The sequence below is a fragment of the Sphingobacterium sp. UBA3549 genome (genome assembly GCF_002376635.1).
Lineage (GTDB): Bacteria > Bacteroidota > Bacteroidia > Sphingobacteriales > Sphingobacteriaceae > Sphingobacterium.
On record NZ_DFOE01000028.1, the window covers coordinates 81958 to 106021 of the forward strand.

Annotated in this window: 14 protein-coding genes; 6 read left to right on the forward strand and 8 right to left on the reverse strand. The window is 41.6% G+C overall.

Translation table 11 applies throughout. The features are described from left to right. Positions 1-3: 3 nt before the first annotated feature. From B2W36_RS13860 to B2W36_RS13890, 7 genes are all read right to left on the reverse strand, one after another. On the reverse strand, positions 4-3105 hold the full coding sequence (locus tag B2W36_RS13860; RefSeq protein ID WP_293881091.1) for a SusC/RagA family TonB-linked outer membrane protein: 3102 nt from the start codon (positions 3103-3105) through the stop codon (positions 4-6). A gap of 266 nt (positions 3106-3371) precedes the next feature. After that, on the reverse strand, positions 3372-6257 hold the full coding sequence (locus B2W36_RS13865) for a helix-turn-helix and ligand-binding sensor domain-containing protein (protein ID WP_293888240.1): 2886 nt from the start codon (positions 6255-6257) through the stop codon (positions 3372-3374). A 419-nt stretch (positions 6258-6676) separates the two neighbouring features. Beyond that, positions 6677-7870 (reverse strand): MFS transporter, encoded by a 1194-nt coding sequence (locus B2W36_RS13870; RefSeq protein ID WP_293881087.1) that lies wholly within the window; start codon positions 7868-7870, stop codon positions 6677-6679. 267 nt (positions 7871-8137) lie between these two features. Continuing rightward, positions 8138-9199 carry a dihydrodipicolinate synthase family protein gene (locus tag B2W36_RS13875; RefSeq protein WP_293881085.1) on the reverse strand — a complete coding sequence of 354 codons (1062 nt, stop codon included), beginning with the start codon at positions 9197-9199 and terminating at the stop codon, positions 8138-8140. After that, positions 9199-10221: an NAD-dependent epimerase/dehydratase family protein gene (locus B2W36_RS13880; RefSeq protein WP_293881083.1), complete on the reverse strand. Its 1023-nt coding sequence runs from the start codon at positions 10219-10221 to the stop codon at positions 9199-9201. Before B2W36_RS13880 ends, B2W36_RS13875 begins: the two co-directional genes overlap by 1 nt. Before the next feature lie 6 nt (positions 10222-10227). After that, entirely contained in the window at positions 10228-11463 is a 1236-nt protein-coding gene (locus B2W36_RS13885) for an Nramp family divalent metal transporter (protein ID WP_293881081.1), read from the reverse strand. Between the two features lie 5 nt (positions 11464-11468). Beyond that, entirely contained in the window at positions 11469-12989 is a 1521-nt protein-coding gene (locus B2W36_RS13890; protein WP_293881079.1) for a PQQ-dependent sugar dehydrogenase, read from the reverse strand. Between the two features lie 449 nt (positions 12990-13438). Between B2W36_RS13890 and B2W36_RS13895 the strand changes: the two genes are divergently transcribed. The 6 genes from B2W36_RS13895 to B2W36_RS13920 all read left to right on the forward strand — a co-directional run bounded on the left by B2W36_RS13895 (position 13439) and on the right by B2W36_RS13920 (position 23173). Then, positions 13439-16549, forward strand: coding sequence for a SusC/RagA family TonB-linked outer membrane protein (locus tag B2W36_RS13895; RefSeq protein ID WP_293888242.1), 3111 nt, complete (start codon positions 13439-13441; stop codon positions 16547-16549). An 11-nt stretch (positions 16550-16560) separates the two neighbouring features. After that, the gene (locus B2W36_RS13900; protein WP_293881075.1) at positions 16561-18393 is read left to right on the forward strand and encodes a RagB/SusD family nutrient uptake outer membrane protein; all 1833 of its coding nucleotides are present in this window, start codon (positions 16561-16563) and stop codon (positions 18391-18393) included. 25 nt (positions 18394-18418) lie between these two features. Then, entirely contained in the window at positions 18419-18814 is a 396-nt protein-coding gene (locus B2W36_RS13905; protein WP_293881073.1) for a hypothetical protein, read from the forward strand. A gap of 8 nt (positions 18815-18822) precedes the next feature. Further along, a complete protein-coding gene (locus B2W36_RS13910; RefSeq protein WP_293881071.1) occupies positions 18823-19815 on the forward strand; it encodes a DUF4466 family protein in 993 nt (330 codons plus the stop codon). Between the two features lie 4 nt (positions 19816-19819). After that, positions 19820-22468, forward strand: coding sequence for a hypothetical protein (locus tag B2W36_RS13915; protein ID WP_293881069.1), 2649 nt, complete (start codon positions 19820-19822; stop codon positions 22466-22468). A 66-nt stretch (positions 22469-22534) separates the two neighbouring features. Continuing rightward, the gene (locus B2W36_RS13920) at positions 22535-23173 is read left to right on the forward strand and encodes a GntR family transcriptional regulator (RefSeq protein WP_209575775.1); all 639 of its coding nucleotides are present in this window, start codon (positions 22535-22537) and stop codon (positions 23171-23173) included. A 30-nt stretch (positions 23174-23203) separates the two neighbouring features. Here B2W36_RS13920 and B2W36_RS13925 read toward each other — a convergent pair whose 3' ends face one another. After that, positions 23204-24001: an SMP-30/gluconolactonase/LRE family protein gene (locus B2W36_RS13925; RefSeq protein WP_293881066.1), complete on the reverse strand. Its 798-nt coding sequence runs from the start codon at positions 23999-24001 to the stop codon at positions 23204-23206. Positions 24002-24064: the final 63 nt, after the last annotated feature.

The following is a 24064-nucleotide window of genomic DNA, read 5'->3' on the forward strand; positions in this document are numbered from 1 at the left end:
TGATTAAAATTGCATGTTAAGTCCAAATAAGAAATTACGGGTAGTTGGATAAGCTGAAAGCTCGATACCAGACGTAAGGTTTGGACTGCCATCGCCTGCCAGTTCAGGAGAGAAACCACTGTAATTTGTAAATATAAATGGATTTTGTGCCGTCACATAGAGTCTCAGCTTAGATTTTGAACTATAAAGTTTGTTGAAGGTGTAGCCAAGAGTGATATTATTGATTCGGAAGTAAGCTCCTGATTCAAGAAAATAGTTAGAGGCCCAGTATGCTCTTTCAGCACCAGGATGTTCATTGGTTGAACCTGCGCCAGTCCAGCGATTTTCAAAAGTCGACAGGGCAATATTCTCCCCAGCATTGGAGCGTACACTATTTAAACCGTTGTAAACCTTATTGCCGGCAACACCATAACCCGAAACATTGAAATCGATCATTTTATAATTCACACCTATATTAATGCCGTATGTGGAGGTTGGTAGGAATGAGCCAAAGAATTTTTTATCACGAGAGTCAATTACACCATCACCATTTTGGTCTTTGTATTTCAGGTAGCCCGGCTTCGCAACTCCAAAAGATGGTGTGCTAGCGACATCTGCGGCGTCTTGATACACACCATTTGTCTCAAACATCCACCACGCATAGATGGGTTGTCCAACACGTAGCCGTTTGGTGATTTCGCCATTATTTAAGCTACCTCCTGTAGCACCGTCAAAAGTATAGACTACCTCAGTAACCTTGTTTTTATTATAAGCATAATTCACGCCTACAGTATAGCTAAAATCGGGACTTATATTTTTGTTCCAATTCAATGCCACTTCCAGACCTTGATTCAGCACTTTGGCACCATGCGCATAATAATTTTTCTCATCTGGAGCAGAGTAAAGTGGCGTTACATCAAGAATGGTGTTGGTATTAAACTTATGGTAATAGTCAACCGATCCTGAAAGCTGATTGTTTAAGAATGCAAAATCTAATCCAGCACCAGTTTCCCTGGTTACTTCCCAGGTCAGATCTACGGCAGGAGTACCTTTTGCACTTCCGTACACCATATTTTGTTCAGGGCCGAGTACATAATTGTAGTTTGCGCTTTCCGGACTTGATAAGATCGTGGAAACATTTAATGGAATATCTTGATTTCCTAATTTACCCCAATTTCCGCGCACTTTTAGTAAATTGATCCAAGTAGCGTCTTTCATGAAGCTTTCATTGGTGACGGTCCAGCCCAATCCAACAGAAGGGAAAGTACCCCAGTATTTTCCTGTATTACGAAATACACTTGATCCGTCACGGCGCAAAGTAGCTGTTAAGTAGTATTTACTATCGTAATTGTATTGTAGTCGACCAAAATAGGATGCTAATGCCCTTGGTGTGTAATTGGTTTGTAAGGAGACTATACCGTAATCATTAGTACCTTTGGCTAAGTTAATATTCCAATATTGCTCTTGTTCCGGTACATTGTAGCCTGTTTGGCTGCTCATACTGTTGATATCGTATTTTTCACGCGACATACCAACGACGGCTTCGATATTGTGCTTGTCAAAACTTTTGTTGAATGTCAGGAAGTTTTCGAATGACCAGCGAAATTGCTCAAGATTCTCGTATTTTAAGCTGTTGTCGACATACTCAACGGCCTTGGGATTATCGGCTTTTAATTGGTTGAATCTAGCTTCATCCAACAATGTGTTGGCATTTAACCATTGATCTTTTACGTTATTAAAAATCCGTTGTTTTGAGTAGAATTTATTCCCGCCGATACGCGAGTTGATTTTTAAATAATCGGTTATTTTGAATTCGCCTTCCATACTTCCTTGTAGACGGAATGTATTTGTTCTTTCATTTTGGCGGAGAACTTCATAAACTGGATTACCAATAGAGTTTAAATTTCCAATAGGTTCCCCGTTGGCTGCGTCAATGCCAGCCACTCCCGTTTTTGTATTTACGCGACCAAGACCATAGCGGCCATTGTCAAACATGACTGGAGCAAGCGGCGATTGACGATAAGCGGTAGTAAAAGCACTATATGGTTTTGGTGTTGCGTTAGTTAAAGTAAGATTTAAATTTTGACTGAATTTTAGACGATTGTTTAAAAATTTATAAACATTGTTGTTGCGTACTGTATTTCTCACAAATTTAGAACCATCAAGAATACCATTTTCGGTATAATTGTTTGCAGACACAAAATAGTCCACTTTTTCTGTTCCTCCAGAAAGATTGACAGCATTATTAAAGACAGAACCTGTGCGTAACAACTCATCATACCAATCTGTATTATATTTTTGTTTCTCGGCTAAGAGGTAAGATGCATTAGTCGAGGTAAGGTATTCATTGGCAAATATTCTAAACTGATCAGCATTGGCCATTTTTACGCGATTGAGAACGTTCTTAATGCCTGCAAAGCTTTCGTAATTAATACTTGTCGTTCCAGTTTTACCTTTCTTTGTTGTTACAATGATGACACCATTTGCAGCCCGAAGACCGTAAATTGAAGCCGAAGACGCATCTTTCAAAACATCCATGGATTCGATATCGGATGGATTGATATTATTGATGTCCGTCTGTGCGATACCGTCAACAATATAGAGTGGATTTCTGCCTCCAAGCGCTGTACCCAGACCTCTGATGATGACGTTCGGTGACGATCCCGGAGCTTCGTTGGCAATGATATTGATACCGGCAGCTTTGCCCTGTATAGATTGCATGGCTGACATGGCCGGTTGCTTGGTGATATCGGACGATTTCAATGAACTGATCGATCCGGTTAGATCGGCTTTCTTTTGCGTACCGTAACCGATAACCACAACCTCTTCCAATGCTTGATTCTCATTTTCTAAAAATACATTCAGCTGTGTTTGGTTGCCGATGTATACAGTTTGTTTGCGATAACCGAGAAAATTAAAGACTAGAGAATCGGTAGGAGCGGCGTTAATCTGAAATTTCCCCGTTGCGTCGGTTTTCGTAGATACAGCTTTCCCTTTAATACTAATGGTTACGCCAGGCATGGATATCATGCTTGAGCCATCTTTGACCACTCCTTGTATAGAAGTTTGTCCATAGGCAACAGAGACGACCATGGAAGTCAAAAATAATGCGGATAGATTCCTCATATCGTAAATTTTTGGTGTTTGTTTAAAATACAGTTGGTTATTTCCCTGAGGCAAATATGTTGATGTAGTACAACATTCCCAAAATTTAACATTTTCACATCACTACTACACGAAAATTTCCCCTGCTCAATCGTGTTTTATGTGTATGTTATTATTTTGATAATCAATTTTTTAAATTGTTTTTTTTGATGAAATAACACACTCTTTAGTGTGTTTTATACACTAAAGAGTGTGTGTGGTAATGATGTAGTGTTTGAAAGGGGAATTTAACGTTCTAACAGAAATTCAGATAGGTTCTTGTCTGTTGGAAGTCCTAGTTTTTTGCGTAATCTATAGCGTCTGATCTCGACGCCGCGCGTACTAATGTTGAGCAACGAAGCGATTTCCTTACTCGACATATTGAGCCGTAAATAGGCGCATAGCTTAAGGTCATTGGGGACTAGATCAGGAAACTCCTGCTTCAATTTTTTAAAGAAGTTTTCATGCGATTCATTAAAACTTCTTTCAAATATATGCCAGTCACGGTCGTCATTATGCGCATCGTCTATGAGCTTATTGATTTTTTTCAGCTCATCCGAACTCAGTTTGTTCCCATCCGCATCTTTAAGCTGTTTAAGTTCGTCGTGCAAGTTGTTCAACATCTCATTTTTGTAGACGATATTGAGTGCTGCATTCGCCAATTCTTTGTTTTTTAATTGAAGCTGGTCTTCCAATTGTTGGTTTTTCAGTTTGATCCAGTCTTTTTCCTTTTTTTCAGCTTCGCGTTCCAAAGCAATCTTTTTTTCTTCGAGCCATTTTCGCCGTATTTGGAACTGACGCCTACGCTCACGTTGAACATTAAAGATATAAGCAAAATATAGAAGTATTAAAACAGCAAGTGTGTACAAAGCCTTTGCCCACCAGGATAGATACCAGGGATGCTGAATTGTGAAGGAGTATGATTGGATTTCAGAAACCATCCCCATATTATTTTTTGCCCTTATTTTAATTTGGAATTTTCCATAGGGCAGATTTGTGAAATCCTGGTAGGCAGTCTCACTCCATTCGGACCAATTGTCTGAGTATCCCTCCAGATAATATTGATATTGAAGCGGTGAAGATGAGTAATAGGGGCTCGAAAAGCTAATTCTAAGGTTATTGTCTGAAGACGATAATTTAAATGTTGAATCTGGAAAGATAGCTTGTCCGGTGGTCAAGTTGATGAGCTGTGCTATTTGCGGAAGTGGCAACCTATGTTTTTGTGATTTGTCTGTATGTCGATAGATCGCAAACCCATCATCTAGCCCGATGAGGTAGTATTGATTTTCAATAGGAAGGATGTTTTCATAGTTATTCATCATACGGTCCTGTAGTGGACTTAATAGGTTGGAGTCAATGTGTAATTTACCCTTGCTATCAAAATCTACTTTGGCAATTTTAGTCTTCTGAATAAACCAATAACTGTTTGTGTTGATCGGTATGATCTTATTCGAGTTTTTATAGGTACCTAGTGCGGCGTTCAATTCATTCGCATAACTGAATCTCTTTACAATATTGTCGAATTGAAGGAATCCGCTGTCAGTGGCGAATACAAGATTATTTTCTAACGTATACACCCCTTTAAATTGTCTCTTCGAGGCAATACTGTCCTGTTTGGAGGAGAATAATATATTTGCCTGTTGAAAACTCGGGTCAAATCCGATAAGTTGTAGTTGTCCCCAGTCTCCAATCCAAAAGGAATGAGTATCCTTTTGGGCTAAAAATCGAACGGGCTCCTTAATACCCTCAAATTGCTGCACAAATTGTAATTGCATACCATCGAAGGTAAATTTTGAAAGACCGGTATAATTTCCTTGCAGGATATTTCTCGTGCCAAATATAGGTTTGAAAATCCACCCCCCGGTGATCTGTGAAATCTTTTCTAGACGGCCGTTAAGTAGCTTAAATGTTCCATCGTTGTGGCCACAGATGAGTTCATCACCGAATAGTGCTAACGTCCAAACCTGGCCATTTGAATTTGGGACCTGAGTGAAGTTTAATGCATTGTAATTGTTCAATCCCTTCCATTCACTGGAAAATAATCCTTTATTGGTACCCAGGTAGATTTTTCCCTGATAGATAATAGATGTATAGACCGTGCCAATTTTTCCAATAAAATCTGTATAAAATGAAATAGGGGAGTTGATTTCAATACGATCGATACCATTATCCAGTCCTACCCAGATATTCTTTTGGTTGTCTTTGACGATACTGAGCACCGTATTGTTTTGCAGCCCATTGTTTTTATTGATGTGTTGAATGACTTGGCCATCCTTGTTGATAATGATAACGCCGTTCTGGATGGTGCCAAAGGCGTATTGTCCATCATAGAGGTATATGCCATTATTTACCTGTGATTGGCTCAATAGCTGATTTGCAGGAACCGACCAAGGTTCGATAGTTCCGTCGGCTTTCATCAGATAAAGGCCGTTTCGTGCGGTGGCGATGAGCGAAGTATTTGTGTCGAAAGGCAATAGGGCAAGGACGTTTTTATCTTTTAAGACGTCTTTGCCTTTGATTGGAATCAATTTACCCTGTCTAAATTCATGCAGACCACTTGGTAGTTGTTCGAAAAACAACTTTTCATTAAGCTGATGTGGGAATAAAAAAGGCTCTCCTTTTGCCGTTAACTGCCTTATCGTATTGTTTTCCCAAATATAGGATTTGGAAAAGGTATGGAAAAATACGCGCTGGTCTTCCACAATGATTTTCCAGATTTCTTCGTTTGGAAAATAGGTCTTGTCGCGTACCAGCCTCGAAAGACTATGATAAGTCAAGTTTCCAAAAGGCTTAGCAGTCCAATAACCAAATTCTCCTCTGCCACCGGTATAAATTTTACCATCTTTACCTATCGAAACACTTCGGACGGTGGAATGGTTTGGTAGCGGAAAGATACGCCAGTACTGTCCGTCAAATTGTAATAGACCTTCAGTATTTGCACTATAGATACGGCCATCTTTGTCTACTGCCAACGACCAGTTTTGATTTCCAGCCTTGTATTGGTCTTTTTTGAATTGTTTAACAAAAGGTGTACCTGTAGGTATGATGGTCTGGCAATAGCTGCAGTTTGGAAAAATAAATAAAATGGTGCAAAACCAAAAGATATAGACGTTCCTATATTTTTTTATTGTCATCGACTCCCTCACTTAAAATTGATTTGGGGTACAATATATCGATTTTATTGGAGAATTGGTAATCTCCGAGCTCATATAGCACTTGAAAATCTCCTTAAGACATCCCTCTTGTGCTGGGGAAAAAAATCATTTGGTTGATCCTACGTATTTCTTTTGATATTTCGATTTTTAATAGCTGGGGTACGGCACAAAAGACCAGAATAAGTGCTACCGGGGATATTAAAAAATTAGGAGAAAAAAAAGGTTTTCAAACGGGGAGAATGAAAACCTTCAATAACCAATTATAAACCTAAATTATGATGATACAAATATAGTTGTTTTTGATACTAAGTTAAAAACAATTCATCTTGTATGTGTATTTTTGTGGTCAAACGACTACAGGGGGTCTGTGTTTTCTGTGTGTAAGACTCATTCAACAACTAGCTGCTCTTGACGAGCTTATTTATCACATATAAGGTGATCAAACCCAATATGGAAAATACGCCATATCCTAATCCAATCTGAAACTGAGTAGCAGGGTTTACTAGACTCACGGTGAGATAGCTGAGTGAAGATGTGAGCAGGTAGGTTATTCCGCCTACTAGTCCTCCGGCAATACCAGCCGACAATGGAAATCTTCCCAAACAGTAGCTGAAATAATTGTTAAAAACGAATCCGGCAGTACAATGTACTGCAAATGCAAAGAACGTAAGCGTGTATAAATTCGCTTTATAAAGTGAAACGATCAGCATGCCTATGATGAGCAATATTTGAATAAAGTTGGCAATTCTCAGTTTGGGTATCAATGCCTTTTTGATCAATGCTTTTCCAATAAATCCACCACACATCCAGGCTAAACCCATAATAAGGGAGATGTAGCCAGTGGTAATCGCGCTATATCCCAGTTGATGCTCAATAAAGAAGGGGCCACTGAGATTGTAGAACATGACCAGGCCATAGGATATGCCGCACATGAATATGCCGAAGGTAAAATCGATGCTTTTTAGCATCATTTTAAACTCGCTAATCAAATAATCGATGTGAAGGGGCTTTTTCTGTCTGATTGTTTCCCTGGAAAAGATCAGTTCAAGTACAAAGAGCACAGCACTATATGCAGCCAGAACAATAAAGTTGGAACGCCAGCCAAATTGTGTTTGGAGGTGACCACCGATAAAGGGAGCCACAATCGGTCCGATCGACCAGACGATGGTCATGATACTCAGGTAGTGCTTACGCTGTTCACCGTCGTAGACATCTACAAAATAGGCTCTTTTGGAGATGACAACAAATGCCGATAAAATTCCCTGTAAAATCCGCATTAGGTAGATAACCCAGATATCCTGCGTGTGTGCCGTGACCCAAAAACTGATAATAAAAAGAAAAAGTGAAATGAGGTTAATGCGATACCTTCCCCAGGCATCCACCAATGCTCCTGTGAAGAACTGAGCGATACCATAACTAATTAGAAAAAGCGAAAGCGTCAATTGAATTTTGCTTTCATTTAAGCCAAGTTCCTGCGCCATTTGTGGCATTGAAGGAAGATAAATATCTGTGGCAAGCCCGGTAATCGGAACAAGTGCAAATGCAAGTATTGTCGGTATAAATGACTGTTGTGAGGTAGTGTTTTTTTCCATCCTTTAAAAATTTTTATTTGTTTTCCGTCGCTACGGACGTTCACGCTGCCTTAAATAGCGGGCATGTCACGGAAGGGTGGAGATTAATGCTATTTTCAAAAATTTCATGACGCAAAGTTATAAAAAGCAAACCTTTCGTTCTGTCCACTATTTTCCTTGCTTGGTCATTGATTCGTCAAATAAGAATAGGGGGTAAAAGAAAAGTCCCATTGCTCTGGCAGTCGTGACGGGCCAGGGACAATGAGACCTTTTGAAAAGATTGACCTATTAGAATCTCGATTTCAGAAATTCTTTGACAAATTCATCATCGTTTAAGTCTGGGTAATCGCTATATACGCGATCAATTTCTTCCTGCTGTCCGATGGATAGATTTTCTTCCGGATTTAGGCACCAGATACCTTTCATCAGCCCTTGTCTGCAGAGTACCGCATGTAATCCCGGTATACATCCATGGAAAGCATTCGCTGGATCGAAGAAGGCAGCATTGCTATCTGTTACAGCAATGCCTTTGCTCAGTAGCTGACTTGCGGTGCAGTTATTGGGCTGTTGCTTATATGCTTTTATTTCTTGTAGGAGTTCCACGGCTTTTGCTGTCCAAACGGCCCAGTGGCCTAATAGCCCTCCTTTAAATCCTATGGAAATGTTTTCTCCAGCTACGGGAAAGGTATAGGTTGTCATAAGGTCGTTCACGATATTATCATCATTGCCGGTATACATGGCGATCTGCTCTCTTCGGCTTGAGTTGGCTACAGCCCGCATGACGTCCAAGGTCTGGTAACGGTTGAATGAGGCACACTTGATTGCGACCACGTTTTCGATTTCGGCAAACTGCCGCCAAAAGGAATAAGAGAAAATGCGGCCCCCAACAGCAGGTTGAAGGTAAAAGCCAAAGACAGGGATAACAGCTGCAACTGCTCTGACACGATCTAATATCGCCTGTTCTGTCCAGGTCTGTAAACCACCCATACTCAAAAGTCCAATATCATAGCCGTATTTGACGGCAATGGTGGCTTCCTGAATGGCTTGTTGTGTGGTACCACAGATGCCCGCGATTTTGATAAATGGCCTATTAAGTTGTGCTTTTTCGACTTCTTCGCTAGCCCATTTTAATACCGTTTCAAAGAGATTGACCTCAGGATCGCGGATTTCAAACTGGGTCGAATGGACAGCGACAGCGATTCCGCCTGCTCCGCTGGCGATGTAATATTGGGTCAGGAGACGTTGATGTACCTCGTCGATAGTGCGATCCTCATTTAGGGCTAGGGGATGTGCAGGAATGACTGTTCCTTCCCAAAGTAGCTGTTGTAATGTGTGGTCTAAAGTATTCATTAGAATTTTCCTTTTCGTTCTTGAAAATGCGTGTCCTTGTTCCAAAGTTCACCGCCATGGCTTAGCCATTGAGCAGTAATGTCTATTGCTTCCCGAATCGTTGTCTTAGGATAGCCAAATAGACGGTGACATTCTGAAGCGTTGTTTAGTAATGCTGTGCCAGCAGGCGCATTAATAAATATCGGCCTTGTATTAAAATGTTCTGCAAAACGCTCGGCTATCCATCGGATAGAGAGGATTTCTGGCCCTGTGACATTCAATATTTTGGCTGGCGACTGGCAGTGCAGCAACGATCGCAAAGCAATTTCATTGGCATCTCCCTGCCAGATAACATTGACATTTTCTGTCGTCAAATCTATGGGAAGCTGGCCTTTGACTGATTTAGCGATTTCTACCAATACACCATAGCGAAAATCTACCGCATAATTTAATCGATAAATTAGGGTAGGTGTACTATTTTTCTTTGAAAAGTACTCAAATATGCGCTCGCGGCCTAAGCAGGATTGTGCATACTCGCCAATCGGCTGGGGGGATGTTTCCTCGGAAACACCCGCATTGCTTATCGGTACAAATGGCAGTACGTTTCCCGAAGAAAAGGCGACGATATTGGATCCTTTAAAATGAGAAGCCACCATTCCGGGAAGGTACGTATTCATTGCCCAGGTAAAATCTTCATTTCCGGTGGTGCCGAATTTATGTCCAGCAAGGTAGATGACATTTGGAACTTGTGGTATTTTTTTGAGTTCCTCTTCATTAAGTAGGTCGCAGGCAATGGTCTCTATGCCTAGATCCTCCAGCTCCTGTTGAAGTTGTTTGGTGGAAAAACGCGAAACCCCGATGACCTTCTTGTCAATCCCGGCTGCCTGGATAGCCCGTATAGCCAATTTGGCCATGCTCGGACCCATTTTTCCGCCAATTCCTAAAAAAAGAATGTCACCTTCTATCTTTTTGATGTCTTCAATGAGGTCTACTGATGGCGCAAGTATTTGCTGCTCCAATTCTGCTAAACTGTTATGATCCATGGCTGATTATTTAATTAAATTATAGAAATTACTAAAGGCAAGAAAAACAAGTAGGATAAGTCCAAGGATAGCCCATAATTTTGTTAAAGGTGTATTTGTCAGGGCACCCATGATTTCTTTGTCATTGGCGACTAGAAATAGGATCAATCCAATAAAAGGGACTAGGAAAATCGTAATGCTTTGGGCAAAAACAATGAGCTCAAGCGGTAGGTTCCCAAAAATAAGTGCAATTGCAGATCCAAAAATCATGACCAGCGAAATAAAGAATTTCACTTTGGGGTGATTAAGATCGTTTCCATAGCCGAAAGTATCTCCCAATAAGGAGCCGCCCAGCACCGCATTGCCGATCAATGAGGAGAATGAAGCGCCGAAAAGACCGATAAAAAAGAGGTGTGAAGCGTAGGTTCCCAAAAGAGGTTCCAATGCACGGCCCATTTCAGCAGCTGAGCTTAATTTAATTCCCTGGGGATGAAGAGTATTGGCTGCGCACACCATTACGGCTGCACTCATGATTCCAAGGATAATAATCCCGATTCTACTTCCTATAATTTGCCGCTTCAAAGTCTCGTGGGTCGGCGATAACTTTCTTCTTGATTGCACCAGATAGCTTTGATAAAATGCACCGACGATGGAAAAACAGGACGCTGTAAAAGCAATAATTAATCCTACAGAAGCGGGCGGGATACTCGGTAAAAATCCGAAGAAAAAGTCATGCGATGGCGTTTTGATCATAATAGCTGTGGAAAGAAAAGCAAATAACATGAGTATGATAAGCGCTAGCATGAGCTTTTCCAATAGCGCATAGAAGGACTTAAAGAATAATAATAGAATGCCGATCACGTTAAAAACGATGATCCATATCTTAGGATTACTACCCGTGGCTTCTGAAACAGCGATGGAGACACCTGTAGCATTCCCGGATTGAAAGCATGTCGACACGACGAAGATTCCCAGACCGATGATAATGGAAGTTGTTTTTCCAAATTTGTTGCGAATGATGGCGAGTAACGACTCGTCGCGAGCAATGCCGATACGTGCAGCCATATTGGTAAATACCATCATAAAGAAAATAGCGACAACGACAACCCATAATAGGGAAAAACCGTAATCTGCGCCCATTTTGGATGTGATGGTCATTTTACTGGGGCCGAAAACCAGGGCAGCGGTAATAACGCCTGGCCCTAGAATTGAAAGCCAATTTTTAAGTATAGAAGAAGGCTTGGGCTCGTGTTGGTGTTCCATAGAATTTATCGTAATGAGGTTAAATGCTGTTGGTTGATTGTACTGGCAGAATTTCCAAAATGTGTGCGGATATAATTGGTGATTTCAACGATGTCTTCATCTTTCAGAAAGGAAAAAGAGGGCATCGTACTCTCGTATTTTGCTCCACCGATATGCTTGTCTTTCAGTCCATGTAAGATAACTTGCAATAAATCCTTTGGATTGCCGTTGACAAGAGGCGAATTGGCCAATGGTGGAAATGTATTGTTGAGTCCTTTTCCGTCTGCTTTGTGACAGGAAGCACAATACGCTTCATATAGTGTTTGTCCAGTTTTGGCCGGATTGTTCATTGCTTTGGGGGTAGTGGGTTTAATAATTGGAGCCGAGGCCTTATCCGTGATGCGGAGGCGATAGATCACATCATCATCGGGTTTTGGAAATCCCTTTTGGGGATTCCAGTCGCGGTTGCTGGAACAGAAGTAAATATCTCCATTGGGTAAAGTCAATACCGAGCGGAGACGACCAAGCTGATCTTTGAATAAAACCTTCTCATCGACGATCTGCTGGCCATTGGCGGATAATTTTAGGATGCGTAAAGATTGATTTTTTAAGGTCGCAAGCAATAAACTATGCTTCCATTCGGGGATAACACCGGATCCATAATAGGCCAGTCCTGATGGTGCAACGACGGGAGTCCAGGATTTAATGGGTTCCTGCCTTGGCGAGCGTTTTGCAATCGCCTTTTCCTTATCGGTATCAATCATGCCTTCGATCTGTGGCCAGCCATAGTTTTTAAGCGGTCGTATCAGGTTGATTTCATCCTCAATAGCATCGCCATGCTCAGATGTGTAGATCAGGCCTTTGGCGTCGTGCGTAAGCCCCTGCATGTTCCGAAACCCCCATGCATATACATAACTATTTGCAATCGGGTTATCTTTTGGGATGCTTCCATCAAGATTGAGGCGCAAGATTTTGCCGTTCAAAGTGCTGCTGTCCTGGGCGAAGGTATCACTTGCGGCATCTCCTGTGGCCCAATAGACTTTTTTGTCGGTTGAGACAATCACTCTAGAACCGTTGTGTCCGGTATTCCCCGGTATTTGCAACAGCAATTTTGGATGTGCGAGCTTGCCTTCTGGGCTGTATTCGTATCGATATAAATTGGAAAAAATGGAGCTATCTTTCTTGCTGGTATAAGAAAGGTAAAGGTAGGCTTGCTGACCTTCCGGTTGATACAGTGCCATTCCTAATAGTCCCAAAGTGCGCTGATGATACACGTCAGCTAGGCTGTCTATTAAAGTAACTGCTTTCGTCTTTATATCCAGCTTTCGTATACTTCCACTGATTTCGGAAAACAAGATGGCATCGTTGACTTTGTCGTATTGCAAGTCCCAAGGGACATGGAGCTTTGTAGCTTCTTTCGATAGCGACAGTACACTATGTTCAAGCTGGATGCTGTTTATTGCCGCGCTTTCTGTCTCCGTTTTTGCAACACAGGAAGAAAGCAGGGGCATTAGCAATGCAAGCCAGATATATGTTTGTTTTTTCATATAGGATTTGCGGTTACTCCTTTGATTTATTTGGTTAGTCAAATGTAGTTTAATAAAAATAAATATACAAAAAATAAGTTAAATTGTATACAAAATTATTTTATCAAATAGATTTTTGTGCCACTAAGGATTGAATTCTCTATTGAAAGCTATAGTTCGATAGGCTAAACATGCTGCTACATTCATTACGATTTGTAAAAAAATAAAAAAAATATTGAATTGTATACAAAAAATATATATTATTGTATTCACTATGATAAAGTAAGAAAAGCGATATAAATCGTATTCGAATTAAAAATTGCTTTTTCTTAAAAAACACCAATAAACTAAAGAGCTTATAAATCATTTATTTAACCACTTTAACCTGAGTATTCATGATACTAAAGCAGATTAAAATCCGGGATGTAATAAACAGGAGTTGCCTATTAATAGGGCTGCCTTTTATTTCAATGGCGACCTTTGCAAATACGCCTTCTTCCCTTAATAATGGAAAGATTCCGATCTTGAATGTTTTGAACCCGTCGACGGGTTTAGCTAAATTTCAGCAACAGCTCGTTGGGCAGGTGCTGGATGCCAAAGGGCAAGCCTTGTCTGGCGTAGAGGTGCGTAACCTTAGAAATTCGACCGTCAGCGTTACGGATCAGGAGGGGCGTTTTAAGTTAACTGGTGCCATTTCGGATCAGATTCAATTTCGGTTAATTGGTTTTAGTACAAAAGTGGTATCAGGAAAAGAAGTACAGGCTGTAGTGCTTGAAGCAAGTGAAAGCGCGCTGGATGAAGTGGTTGTGGTCGGTTATGGCAAGCAGAAAAAAGGCAACTTGACCGGAGCAGTAGCTAGTGTCAATTTTGATCAGTCGACTTCAAGTCGGGGGCTTTCAAATGCTTCTCAAGCATTGCAAGGTGTTATTCCTGGCTTAGCAGTGAGTCAAAATTCTGGAATGGCCGGAAATAACGCGGCAGATCTTTTGATCAGGGGCTTAGGGACTGTCAATAGTGCTGGACCTCTGATCGTGGTGGATGGTATGCCTGACGTGAATATGAACCGTGTGAACGTCAATGATATTGAAAGTGTCACCGTTTTGAAAGATGCTTCTTCGGCAGCGGTGTATGGTTCCAGGGCAGCTAATGGAGTTGTCTTGATTACGACAAAATCTGGTAAAAGAAACAGTAAAACGGCTATCTCTTTTAGTGCTAACAGGTCGCTTGTCAAACCCACTCGCTCTTTTGATTTTGTGAATAATTACGCAAAAGCGATGACGGCTACGCAAAGAGCCCAAGCTTATAATACAGCTGCATCTGCATTCAATTTTAAAAATGGGACGATCGACGAGTGGTTGGCTTTAAGTATGATCGATCCAAGATTGTATCCGAGTACCGATTGGTGGGATGTCATTCTCCGCAATGGTCAAAGTGGTAATTATAACGTTTCTATCAACGGGGGTACTGAAAATAATAATTACTATTTATCAGTCGGTATGCTTGACGAGAAAGGGATACAGATTAATAATGATTTTAAACGTTACAATGCTGCATTTAACTTTGAAACCAAGGTGACGAATACGATTGGCGCTGGAGTCAGGTTTTCGGGCAACTGGTCTGACTACCGGTATAATTACGAGGACGGTATGACTGCAAACTCGACCAGTGGAATGGATTTGTTTACTTCCCCTGCAGGCATATTGCCTTACGATCCTGTTACAGGGTACTATGGAGGTGCGATGTCTTACAACGAAAGTCCACAGGCCAACAATATTTATGCGGATTACATGACACGCAACCAAAACCATATGAATCAAAAACAGGCTTTGGTGAATGGATATTTAAACTGGAAACCATTTAAAGGGTTTGAGGCCAAAATAGATTATGCCCTAAATTATGATACCCGTTTTCAATGGAAGGCAGATATGCCGACAAAATTATATAATATCCGGACGGGATTGTCTATCCGGGATCTTGTTCCAACAAATGATGGTATTTATAATACCGACAGAAACAACTACAAAACACAGCTGAACTTCAAGCTGAGTTACGACCATAAGTTTGGTGCCAATCATGATTTTTCTGCTCTGGCCGTGTATTCGGAAGAATATTGGAATAATCGTGTGCTGGCGGGGAGCCGGTTGGATCGCTTACACCCGAGTTTGCATGAAATCGATGGTGCTTCCGAAGATGTGCAAAATGTTTCTGGATCATCCTCCGCAGAAGGTCTCCGTTCTTATATTGGCCGATTGAATTATACGGCTTTTGGAAAATACATGTTTGAAGGGAACTTTAGGGTAGACGGTTCTTCCCGGTTCTTGCCGGGCGATCAATATGGGTTCTTTCCTTCTGCCGCAGTGGGTTGGCGAATTTCGGATGAGGTATTCATGAGGTCACTCAAAGATAAAATCAAAATGAGTTCGGCCAAATTCAGAGCTTCTTATGGTTCTTTGGGTAATAATAGTGGTGTAGGCTTGTATGAGCAAAAGCAATCTTTGGTCTCCAGTCCTTATTATTTGATCGACAACAGTACAGGTACCGGTTCCGTGGTAAAAGGTCTGATCAATAAGAAACTGATCAACTATGACCTGACCTGGGAAAAGACGCGTGTGTTTAACTTGGGTCTGGATCTTGGCTTCTTTAACAATAAGCTAACCGCTGAGTTGGATTACTACGAAAGAAAAACGATTGGTATGAATCGCCCTTCGGACGTATCGATGCATCTGACAGGTTTATTTACCGCTCCCCGAAGGAATATTGGCGATATGATGAATAAAGGGCTCGAGGCAAATGTGACCTGGAATGACCGAAAAGGGGATGTTGGGTATATGCTGAACTTTAATGTGGGCTATAATAAAAACAAGTTGCTTTCCTGGAACGAACAATTGCAAAGAGGTTCGGTATTTATTGATATGCCTTATAACTTTATTTATGCCTTTGAGTCGCTGGGTATCGCACAATCTTGGCAAGATATTTATAATGCTGTTCCTCAGGGCGCTTCTCCCGGGGATATCTTGTTGAAAGATGTAAATGGTGATGGTAAATTGGATGCGAATGATCGTGTGGCGTATCCAGCGTATCAGTTGGGTAGACCCAAGGTTAATTACGGGTTTAGAGGTTCGGTAGATTACAAAGGCTTTGATTTCTCCTTTCTGCTTCAAGCTGCTACTGGAAGAAAAGAATTTTGGATGAATAAAGCGAATTCGAACTTTTTAGGCACGGCAAATCAGGCCATTACTGAAGACCAGTGGAATAATATGTGGAGCTTAGATAACCGCGATGCCGACTATCCTAAGTTGCTTCCAAGTACGCTGGGGTCAACAAGCCCTAATGGATATTTGAGTACATTTTGGTTGCAAAACATGTCTTATTTAAGGGTGAAAAATCTGCAGCTTGGTTATACTTTTAAGAAAGAATTACTGACGAAGCTTGGTATTCAAAAGTTGCGTGTGTTTGGTTCGGTAGATAATTTAGCGGTATTGACCAGTTTCAAAGGGCTGGATCCGGAAAAAAGTACCTATACCAATGATGCCTATCCAATGACGAAGAGTTTTGTGGTTGGACTGAATGTAGACTTATAATATTTAAACTTATGAAATCGATATATAACATACTGTTTATTTCTTCTTTGCTGCTGCTTGGTTTATCCGCCTGTCGCAAAGATTTGTTAAATCAGAATCCGACAACAACACCAAGTTCCGAAACTTTCTGGGTGAATGAGAATGATGCACTTGCTGCATTAATGGCAAATTATTCCATCTTCAGACCTTGTTTTGATCGCGATTACCATTTTGATGGACATGGAGATTTTCTGAAGATGTACAATACGGGTGCGGCGCCAATCTCAATGACCGTCAATAGTCCCATGAACTATGGTTCTGGAGCTTCTGCAATGTATAGGGCATTATATGGCTCTGTATTCAGTTCTAATTTTGTCATCGAAAATACCAATGCGCGTTTGTTGCCGTTTGCAAAAACAGATGCGGTAAAGCAAACATTGGAAACTATCGTAGCGGAAGCTAGATTGCTGCGCGCCATCGCATATTTTAGGCTGGTTTCCCTTTGGGGTGATGTGCCTTATTTTTATAAGTCGGCACCCGCTCCTGCCGAGGCTGATACGGTACGGAGAATGCCTATTGCACAATTGAAAGATTCCATTATGGCTGATTTGAACTATGCGGTGGACAAATTACCCAATAAAGGGGCTGCTATTGGTAGGGCGGGAAAACCTGCAGCCTTGGCGTTTCGTGGTAAGTTTCAATTGTACTGGGGCTCGTGGAAGAAAAATGGATGGCCCGAATTGGATGGATTTGTCCAGTCTGCTGCGGATGCCAAGGCGGCATATGCTGCCGCTGCTGCGGATTTTAAGCGCGTGATCAATGACTTTGGGATCAAAATGTTTAGAAATGGTGATCCGGGTCAATGGGGTGAATTGGGTAAAGCAGATGTGCTGCCGAATTATTATTATATGTTTATTCCGTCAACAGGTAACTTGAGTCAGGATGAAGAGATGGTCATGGTGCTGACGCATGGTGGTGTCGGAACAAAACAGAGTGAGGAGTATCAGCGGGTATGGACTGGACCGCTGGTGTCTTTGGGGCAGAATCAGGCTATTCCGCGTTATGAACTGGCCGACCGGTATCAATCGACCGTTACCGGAGATTTCTTACCTAAAATGGTGCAGATGGATCCAGTGAAAAATCCAGCCGCACGTACGACGGTAAATTCTGCTGTAAACCCCGAATCGTACCGTAATCGCGATTATCGCATGAAAGCAACTTTGTTGTGGGATTACGAATTGATTATGAGCATGAGCCCTACAGAATTGACCGGCTATATTCCATTTATCTACAAGACTTGGGGGGCAGCAGTGACCGTAAACGGTGTTTCTTATAAATCTTCGTTCACCGATAATACCACCAATCTTTCGGGACTGCAATCGCGTAAATTTGTGCGCAATTATGGCGGTGTGGCGCGTAGCGATGGAAATTACAATTGGCCTTTAATGCGTATCGCTGATGTATACCTGATGTATGCAGAAGCAACCAATGAGGTGGGTGGTCCACAGTCAGATGCAATCGAGCTAGTCAATAAGGTGAGGCGTCGTGGTAATCTGCCGGCACTGGCTGGCGCTAAAACTGCTTCTCGGGACGCCTTCTTTGATGCTATTGAGCAGGAAAGAATTGTTGAGTTGTTTGGTGAAGGTCAACGTCCTTTTGATCTGAGGAGATGGCGTAAACTGGAAACGGCATTTGGTAAACCTTATGGGGATGGGAAATGGTTTCAGGATAGCTTTGGTAATAATTGGGAGCGCTTTTTCTTCAATGAGTCTGAATTGACGTATCAAAGATGTTATATCTATCAAATTCCAGAAACAGAACGTTCAAGAAATCCGAATTTAACACAAAATATGCCTTGGAAATAATATGGTAACACTTGACTGTAATAAAATGAAATATACGTTATTTTTAATCGGAATGCTATTTGTTAGCTTGTCCGGTTGTAAGGAAGATTATCCAATCGATGAGGATGGTTTATTGATCACAAATAGGTCGGAATGTTATGTCAGTAGTTTTGAGCTTTTGGGGGCTGATTTTCAGACAGTACGTACGAAGGCTGCTGTAGTTGATACCCTCGCGCAGACCATCAACGTAGAGGTGCTATTTGGCACAGATTTGAAAAATTTATACCCACAGTTTTCATTGGTCACTGATGCGGTACTTGATCCTAAGATTTTAGGAAAGGAAGATTTTTCCAATTTGGGTACGCCGCGCGAATGGACTGTCGTGTCGGGAAACAGAAAGGTGCGCAAGACTTATAAGGTTTATTTGACAGTACAAAAATAAGGAAGCAGATGAAAACAAATTATTTAAAAATAGGGCTGTTATCTCTCGGATTTGGATTCTTGTTGTTCGTTTCTTGTAAAGAAGAAGCTTATGAAGTTCCAAAAGCAAAAGATGGCTTACAAAACGATATCATTAAACGTTCTCTAGGACCCAATGTGGCTGGTTCTACACTAGATTTTGCTTATGCTGCGGCGATATTGCCGGATCAGGGAAACCTGACCTCTATTTCGGTCGAGGCCAGTATTGTGGGGGATGAAGGTACAATGCTTGAAAATAAATCATATGCTACAAGTAGTACAGGGGCTGATGTCGGTGTTGTCGTTGGTGATCCGGCAACCGTAAATGGAAATAGCATGGAGGTAAAGTTTACAAAAGATACCTCAGCTTCAACCTTGCGCTATAGTTATAAAATACCGGCAGCGGCAAAGGGCAAAGCCGTTACCTTTACCTTCAGGGCAAAGGCCAGTAATGGACAGGAGATCACATTGAAAACGGAAGCTTATGCGATCCGTAATATGGATATGGCTTTGGACTTGACGGGGAAGGATGGTGCGGCTTGCTTTTTTTCTGTTGCCGACTTGAAATGGTATACTGCGGCAGAAGCGGCAGCAAACCCGGATAAAATTGATTTTGTTTATTTGTACCGGGCATTGCCGACAGTGACCTATGCACATTCCTTGGTCGCGCCCACGGCGGATACCGGCTATTTTCCGAGTTTCACTTTGCCGGCAGGATTAACCAATAAAACGAAGATTGTGAAGGCTTGGACCGTGCGCGACCAGCAGCTGGCAAGATTGCAATATAGTGTATTTGTTGATGATATGGATCTGGAAGATAAATCTTTTGCAGATGCCCCGGATTTTGCCATTAATCTCAAAGCTGAAGCAGGAATATGGGTGCAGACAGCCGATGGTAAATACAACGCTTATGTATTTGTGAATAGCGTAAATAATACCACCAAAGAAATGAAGATAAGTGTAAAAAGATTGCAAGTAAAATAAGGATATGGGTGTGAGGATATGGCTAAAAGTCAAGTTAGGCATGTTGGGGGTCGCTTTTATGGCGATCCTCGGTAGCGCCTACGGGCAACAGGCAAAGGTCACTTCGGTAAAAGGTAAGGCGCAGGATCTGCAGGTACAGGTAGATATCCCGGCTGCAGGTGTCTATAGCTTAACTTCGGAAGGTGAAGTGACTGATTTGAATAAAATAAAAGCCGCCGATAAAACGGGTATGGTGACACTGTATGCTACGATTGAGGTTCGTGCTTCGCGACCGACCAAGCGTATCGTATTTGATAGTTTTAGGGGTGCGAAGCAGGATCTCGGTAAATTCTATTTTGAGAAAGGTAAGCAAACGGTCAATATGCTGTTGCCTGCCGATTTTAAGGTTAAAGCTGTTTCGATCCATGCATTTGTACCACCAGTTGTGCCTCTTGCGGCAGAAAATTATAAACCCCGTATTGTTCCGCCTGCAGGACATCCCCGATTATGGGTGAATAATGAATCTTTGCTGCTCGTTAAAGGTAGGCTTAAAGAGGCTGATCATCTGGAGGCGTGGGAAAAAGTGAAAGCGCTTGCGCTGCAGCCTGTTCAGTTTACTTTCGATCCGGATAAAGAAACGTTTTACGACGAAAAGCTCGAGCGCGCTATCGAAGCTAAAGCATTTTATTACCTGATGTCTGACGACCAAAAAATAGGGAAGGAGGCGGTGGTACTGGCAGATCAGTACTTAGAAATGTTGGAGTTTGGGAACGTATCCTATGGAGATATAACGCGTGAGTTAGGGCGTGCTATTTATACCGGAGCGTTGGTTTATGACTGGTGTTACGCTTTGTTGGATATGCGCACCAAAACAGGCTTACATAAAAATATGATGCGTCTGGCGCAGGATATGGAAATTGGCTGGCCACCGTTTTATGGTATCGAAAGTATTATTAATGGACATGGGAACGAGGCGCAGATATCGCGCGATTTGCTTGCAATGAGTATTGCTTTGTATGACGAAGATCCCGTACCTTATAAATATACTTCCTATTCCATTTTGGAAGAATTGGTTCCGATGCGCAAGTTTGAGTATCAGTCGCCGCGTCATAATCAAGGGGTTGATTACGGCGGATATCGTTTTGGCTGGGAAATGCATGGTGCCTGGTTGTTTGACCGCATGCTGGGCTATCCAGTTTTCGATGATAATATCAAAAATATGCCGTACTATTGGCTCTACATGCGGACGCCGGATGGTAAAATGTTGCGTGACGGAGATATGTTCAACGTAAAGTACAACAGCAGTGATGACTTCTATTGGAAAAATCCCCAAACCATGCTTCTTTGTTATGCTTATTCAGGTGATCCGGTAATCAAGGCTGAGTTTATCAAGCAGGGCAGTTTGCCAGATAATCCAATCTTGTTTCTCTTGTTGGACGATCCTAAATTGAAACCAGATTTTGGACGTGATAAAATGCCGTTGACCAAAGATTTTGGACCTATTTTAGGGTCTATGGTTGCCCGCACAGGATGGAGTGAAGATAAAGAAAGTTCTAATGTTGTTGCAGAGATTAAGGGGGGTGGTTATCATTTCGGCAATCATCAGCATGCAGATGCTGGGGCTTTACAGATTTACCACCATGGAATTCAGGTCGGCGATCTGGGTTTGTATCTTTCGTATGGCTCTCCCTATGATTTTAACTTTAATAAACGGTCGGTCTCGCACAGTATGATGCTGGTGCGTGATCCTGCCGAGCCCCTTTTGTTCCGAACAAAAACCAATGATGGTGGAACGCGCTTCAGTCAGCGTTTTCCGAGGACGGTTGATGAAGTTATCCATGATTCGTGGTATCATACCGGTGAAATTAGGGCTTCAGCTTTCGGTCCGGATCCCATTCAGCCGAACTACAGCTATTTTAATGTAGATCTAACCGCAGCATACACGGCTAAAGTAAAAGCTTATGCTAAAAGTTTCTTATTTCTGAATTTAAAGAGAAAGGATGTGCCGGCTATCATTGTGCTATTGGACGAGCTGGAAACGAACGATCGAAAATTTGAGCCCTATTGGCAGATTAATACCCTGGAAAAGCCAGTGAAGACGGAACAAGGATTTGTGCTGAGCAGTACGTTTAAAAATGTAGCTGGTTCAACTTATGTGGATCTGCTGAAACCGAAGCTAGCGGACAGTGAGGTTAATATGTATTCAGGCGATTCGACAGCTTTTGTTTTTGGTGATCTTTATCACGTGAAATCTCCTTGGCCAGAGGCACGGGGAACGCGGATTATGGTTTCTCCTAAACAGCAAAATAATCAGTTTAGTTATGCTTCGGTTTTTCAGATGACGGAAAGCGGCTCTTCAAAATTACCATTGCACTACGACGAAAAATCGAATTATTACATCATCAAAGTAGCTGATCGTTTGCTTGTTATTGCAAAACCAAACCGATATCTTGATGAGCCTATTGAGCTTGTGGTGCCGGGAGATCAGTCTTATGAAGTTGTTGTGGTTGGGTTGAAAGATGGTTTCTGGAATATGAAAAGTTCATTAAAAAATAGTAGCTTTAATATAAATGTTCTTAAGGGAAATCATACAACCAGTTGGAAATCTAAAGCCGAAACTATTTATTTATCTCCGGGTAGGCGGTATGATGCCCAAGAAGGAAGGATTAATTAAAGAATATATTGTTTAAATTTTTTTAATGATTTTGTATTCTTATTTTTGTGCCAAATTGTATACAATATGAAAGAGGATTCGCTTGCCTATAAGGTTTATTTAGAAGTGCGTAAGAAAATTTTGTCTAGTCAACTGGTTGGGGGGGCAAGATTGGTGGAGAGCGCTTGGGCAGATAAGCTTAATGTAAGCAGAGTTGCTGTTCGCGAGGCATTTATGCGTTTAGCTGGAGAAAGTCTGGTTGAATTTGGTGAAAAAGGTGGTTGTTTTGTGAAGAAAATGACGGTCGAAGATGTAAAGGATATTCGTGAACTTCGAGAACTTCTCGAAATAGGGGCCTTGAAGATTTTGTTTTCAAAGAAAAATAAACAACTTATCGAAGATTTGGAATTGATATGCAATGATTTTTCTGAAATGGTTAGCAAAGGGTATTATGGTGGTGCGTGTGAAGCGGATGTACGCTTTCATGAGCGGATTATTGAGGGGACCTGTAATTCAAGATTAATTTCCATTTACAAGAACAGTAATATCCCTTTATTTCATATGAAACTTGGAGCTATTATGGGCCAAATGGAGGATTATTTGGATACGGAAAAAGAGCATCGTGCGATTGTGGATGCGCTGAAAGCTGATGATTGGAATAAGGCTTACACTACGCTGGTGCATCATTTGGATCGAGGTGAGCAGGAAGCTTTGGAATTAGTTTAGTATTTTTGGTTTTTATAGCGGGTCTATTGGTTACAATAGACCCTTTTTTGTACAGTCCCACTGTAATAATTGCCCATTTTGGGCTTCGGTAACAATTAGTCCTTGAATGCCTTGTCGATCCAAGGCACAATTCGTTGGATTCATTCCAGGAGTAAAAATTTCCTTTGTAGTCTTGCTGTTGATATCCATCGAGAGGATGTGCTGTGATCCATAGATTGCCGCAAAAAGATGGTTATCATGACTTAAAGCTATCCCGTCTGGGCCGATGCTCCCGCCTGTTTCTAGGAATTTTTCACTATGTTCTACCTGACATGATATAGGATTCCAGCGCATTCGCCATATCCATTTGGTACCTGTTTCGGCCACGAAGAGCGAACAGTGATCTGCTGCGAAGGCCAATCCGTTTGGATAGAATAAATCGGTTTGGATTTTAGCAAGCAAGCCATGTGTATTCAGGCAACAGAGGTATCCTGTGCCATCCGCTAAGTCATCTCCTGGGCAGGTAAACAATAGGTTGCCAAGTCGGTCAAAACATAAATCGTTGGGCATCTTTAAGGGTTTTCCTTTAATTTCTGTAGTGATGGTCGTGCATTTTTTGTGAATGGGATCATAGTAGCGTATGCTATTTTGTTGTGAATCGCAAAACCAGATATTTCCTTTTTTGTCTATCGCAATCCCATTGGGATGGCCGCCAACGGCTATTCTGCTATGCCGATTGTTTTTATAGTAAACCAAGTTTCCTGCTTCTTTCTCGACAAGCCATATGTTGCCCTTATGATCGAAAGCCGGGCCCTCCGGAAATTGAAGTCCGTCTAAAAGAATATTCATTTTTAAAAATTTTAAAATTTATTTTAAATGTATACAAAAATATCGTAATTTGGTATACATAAA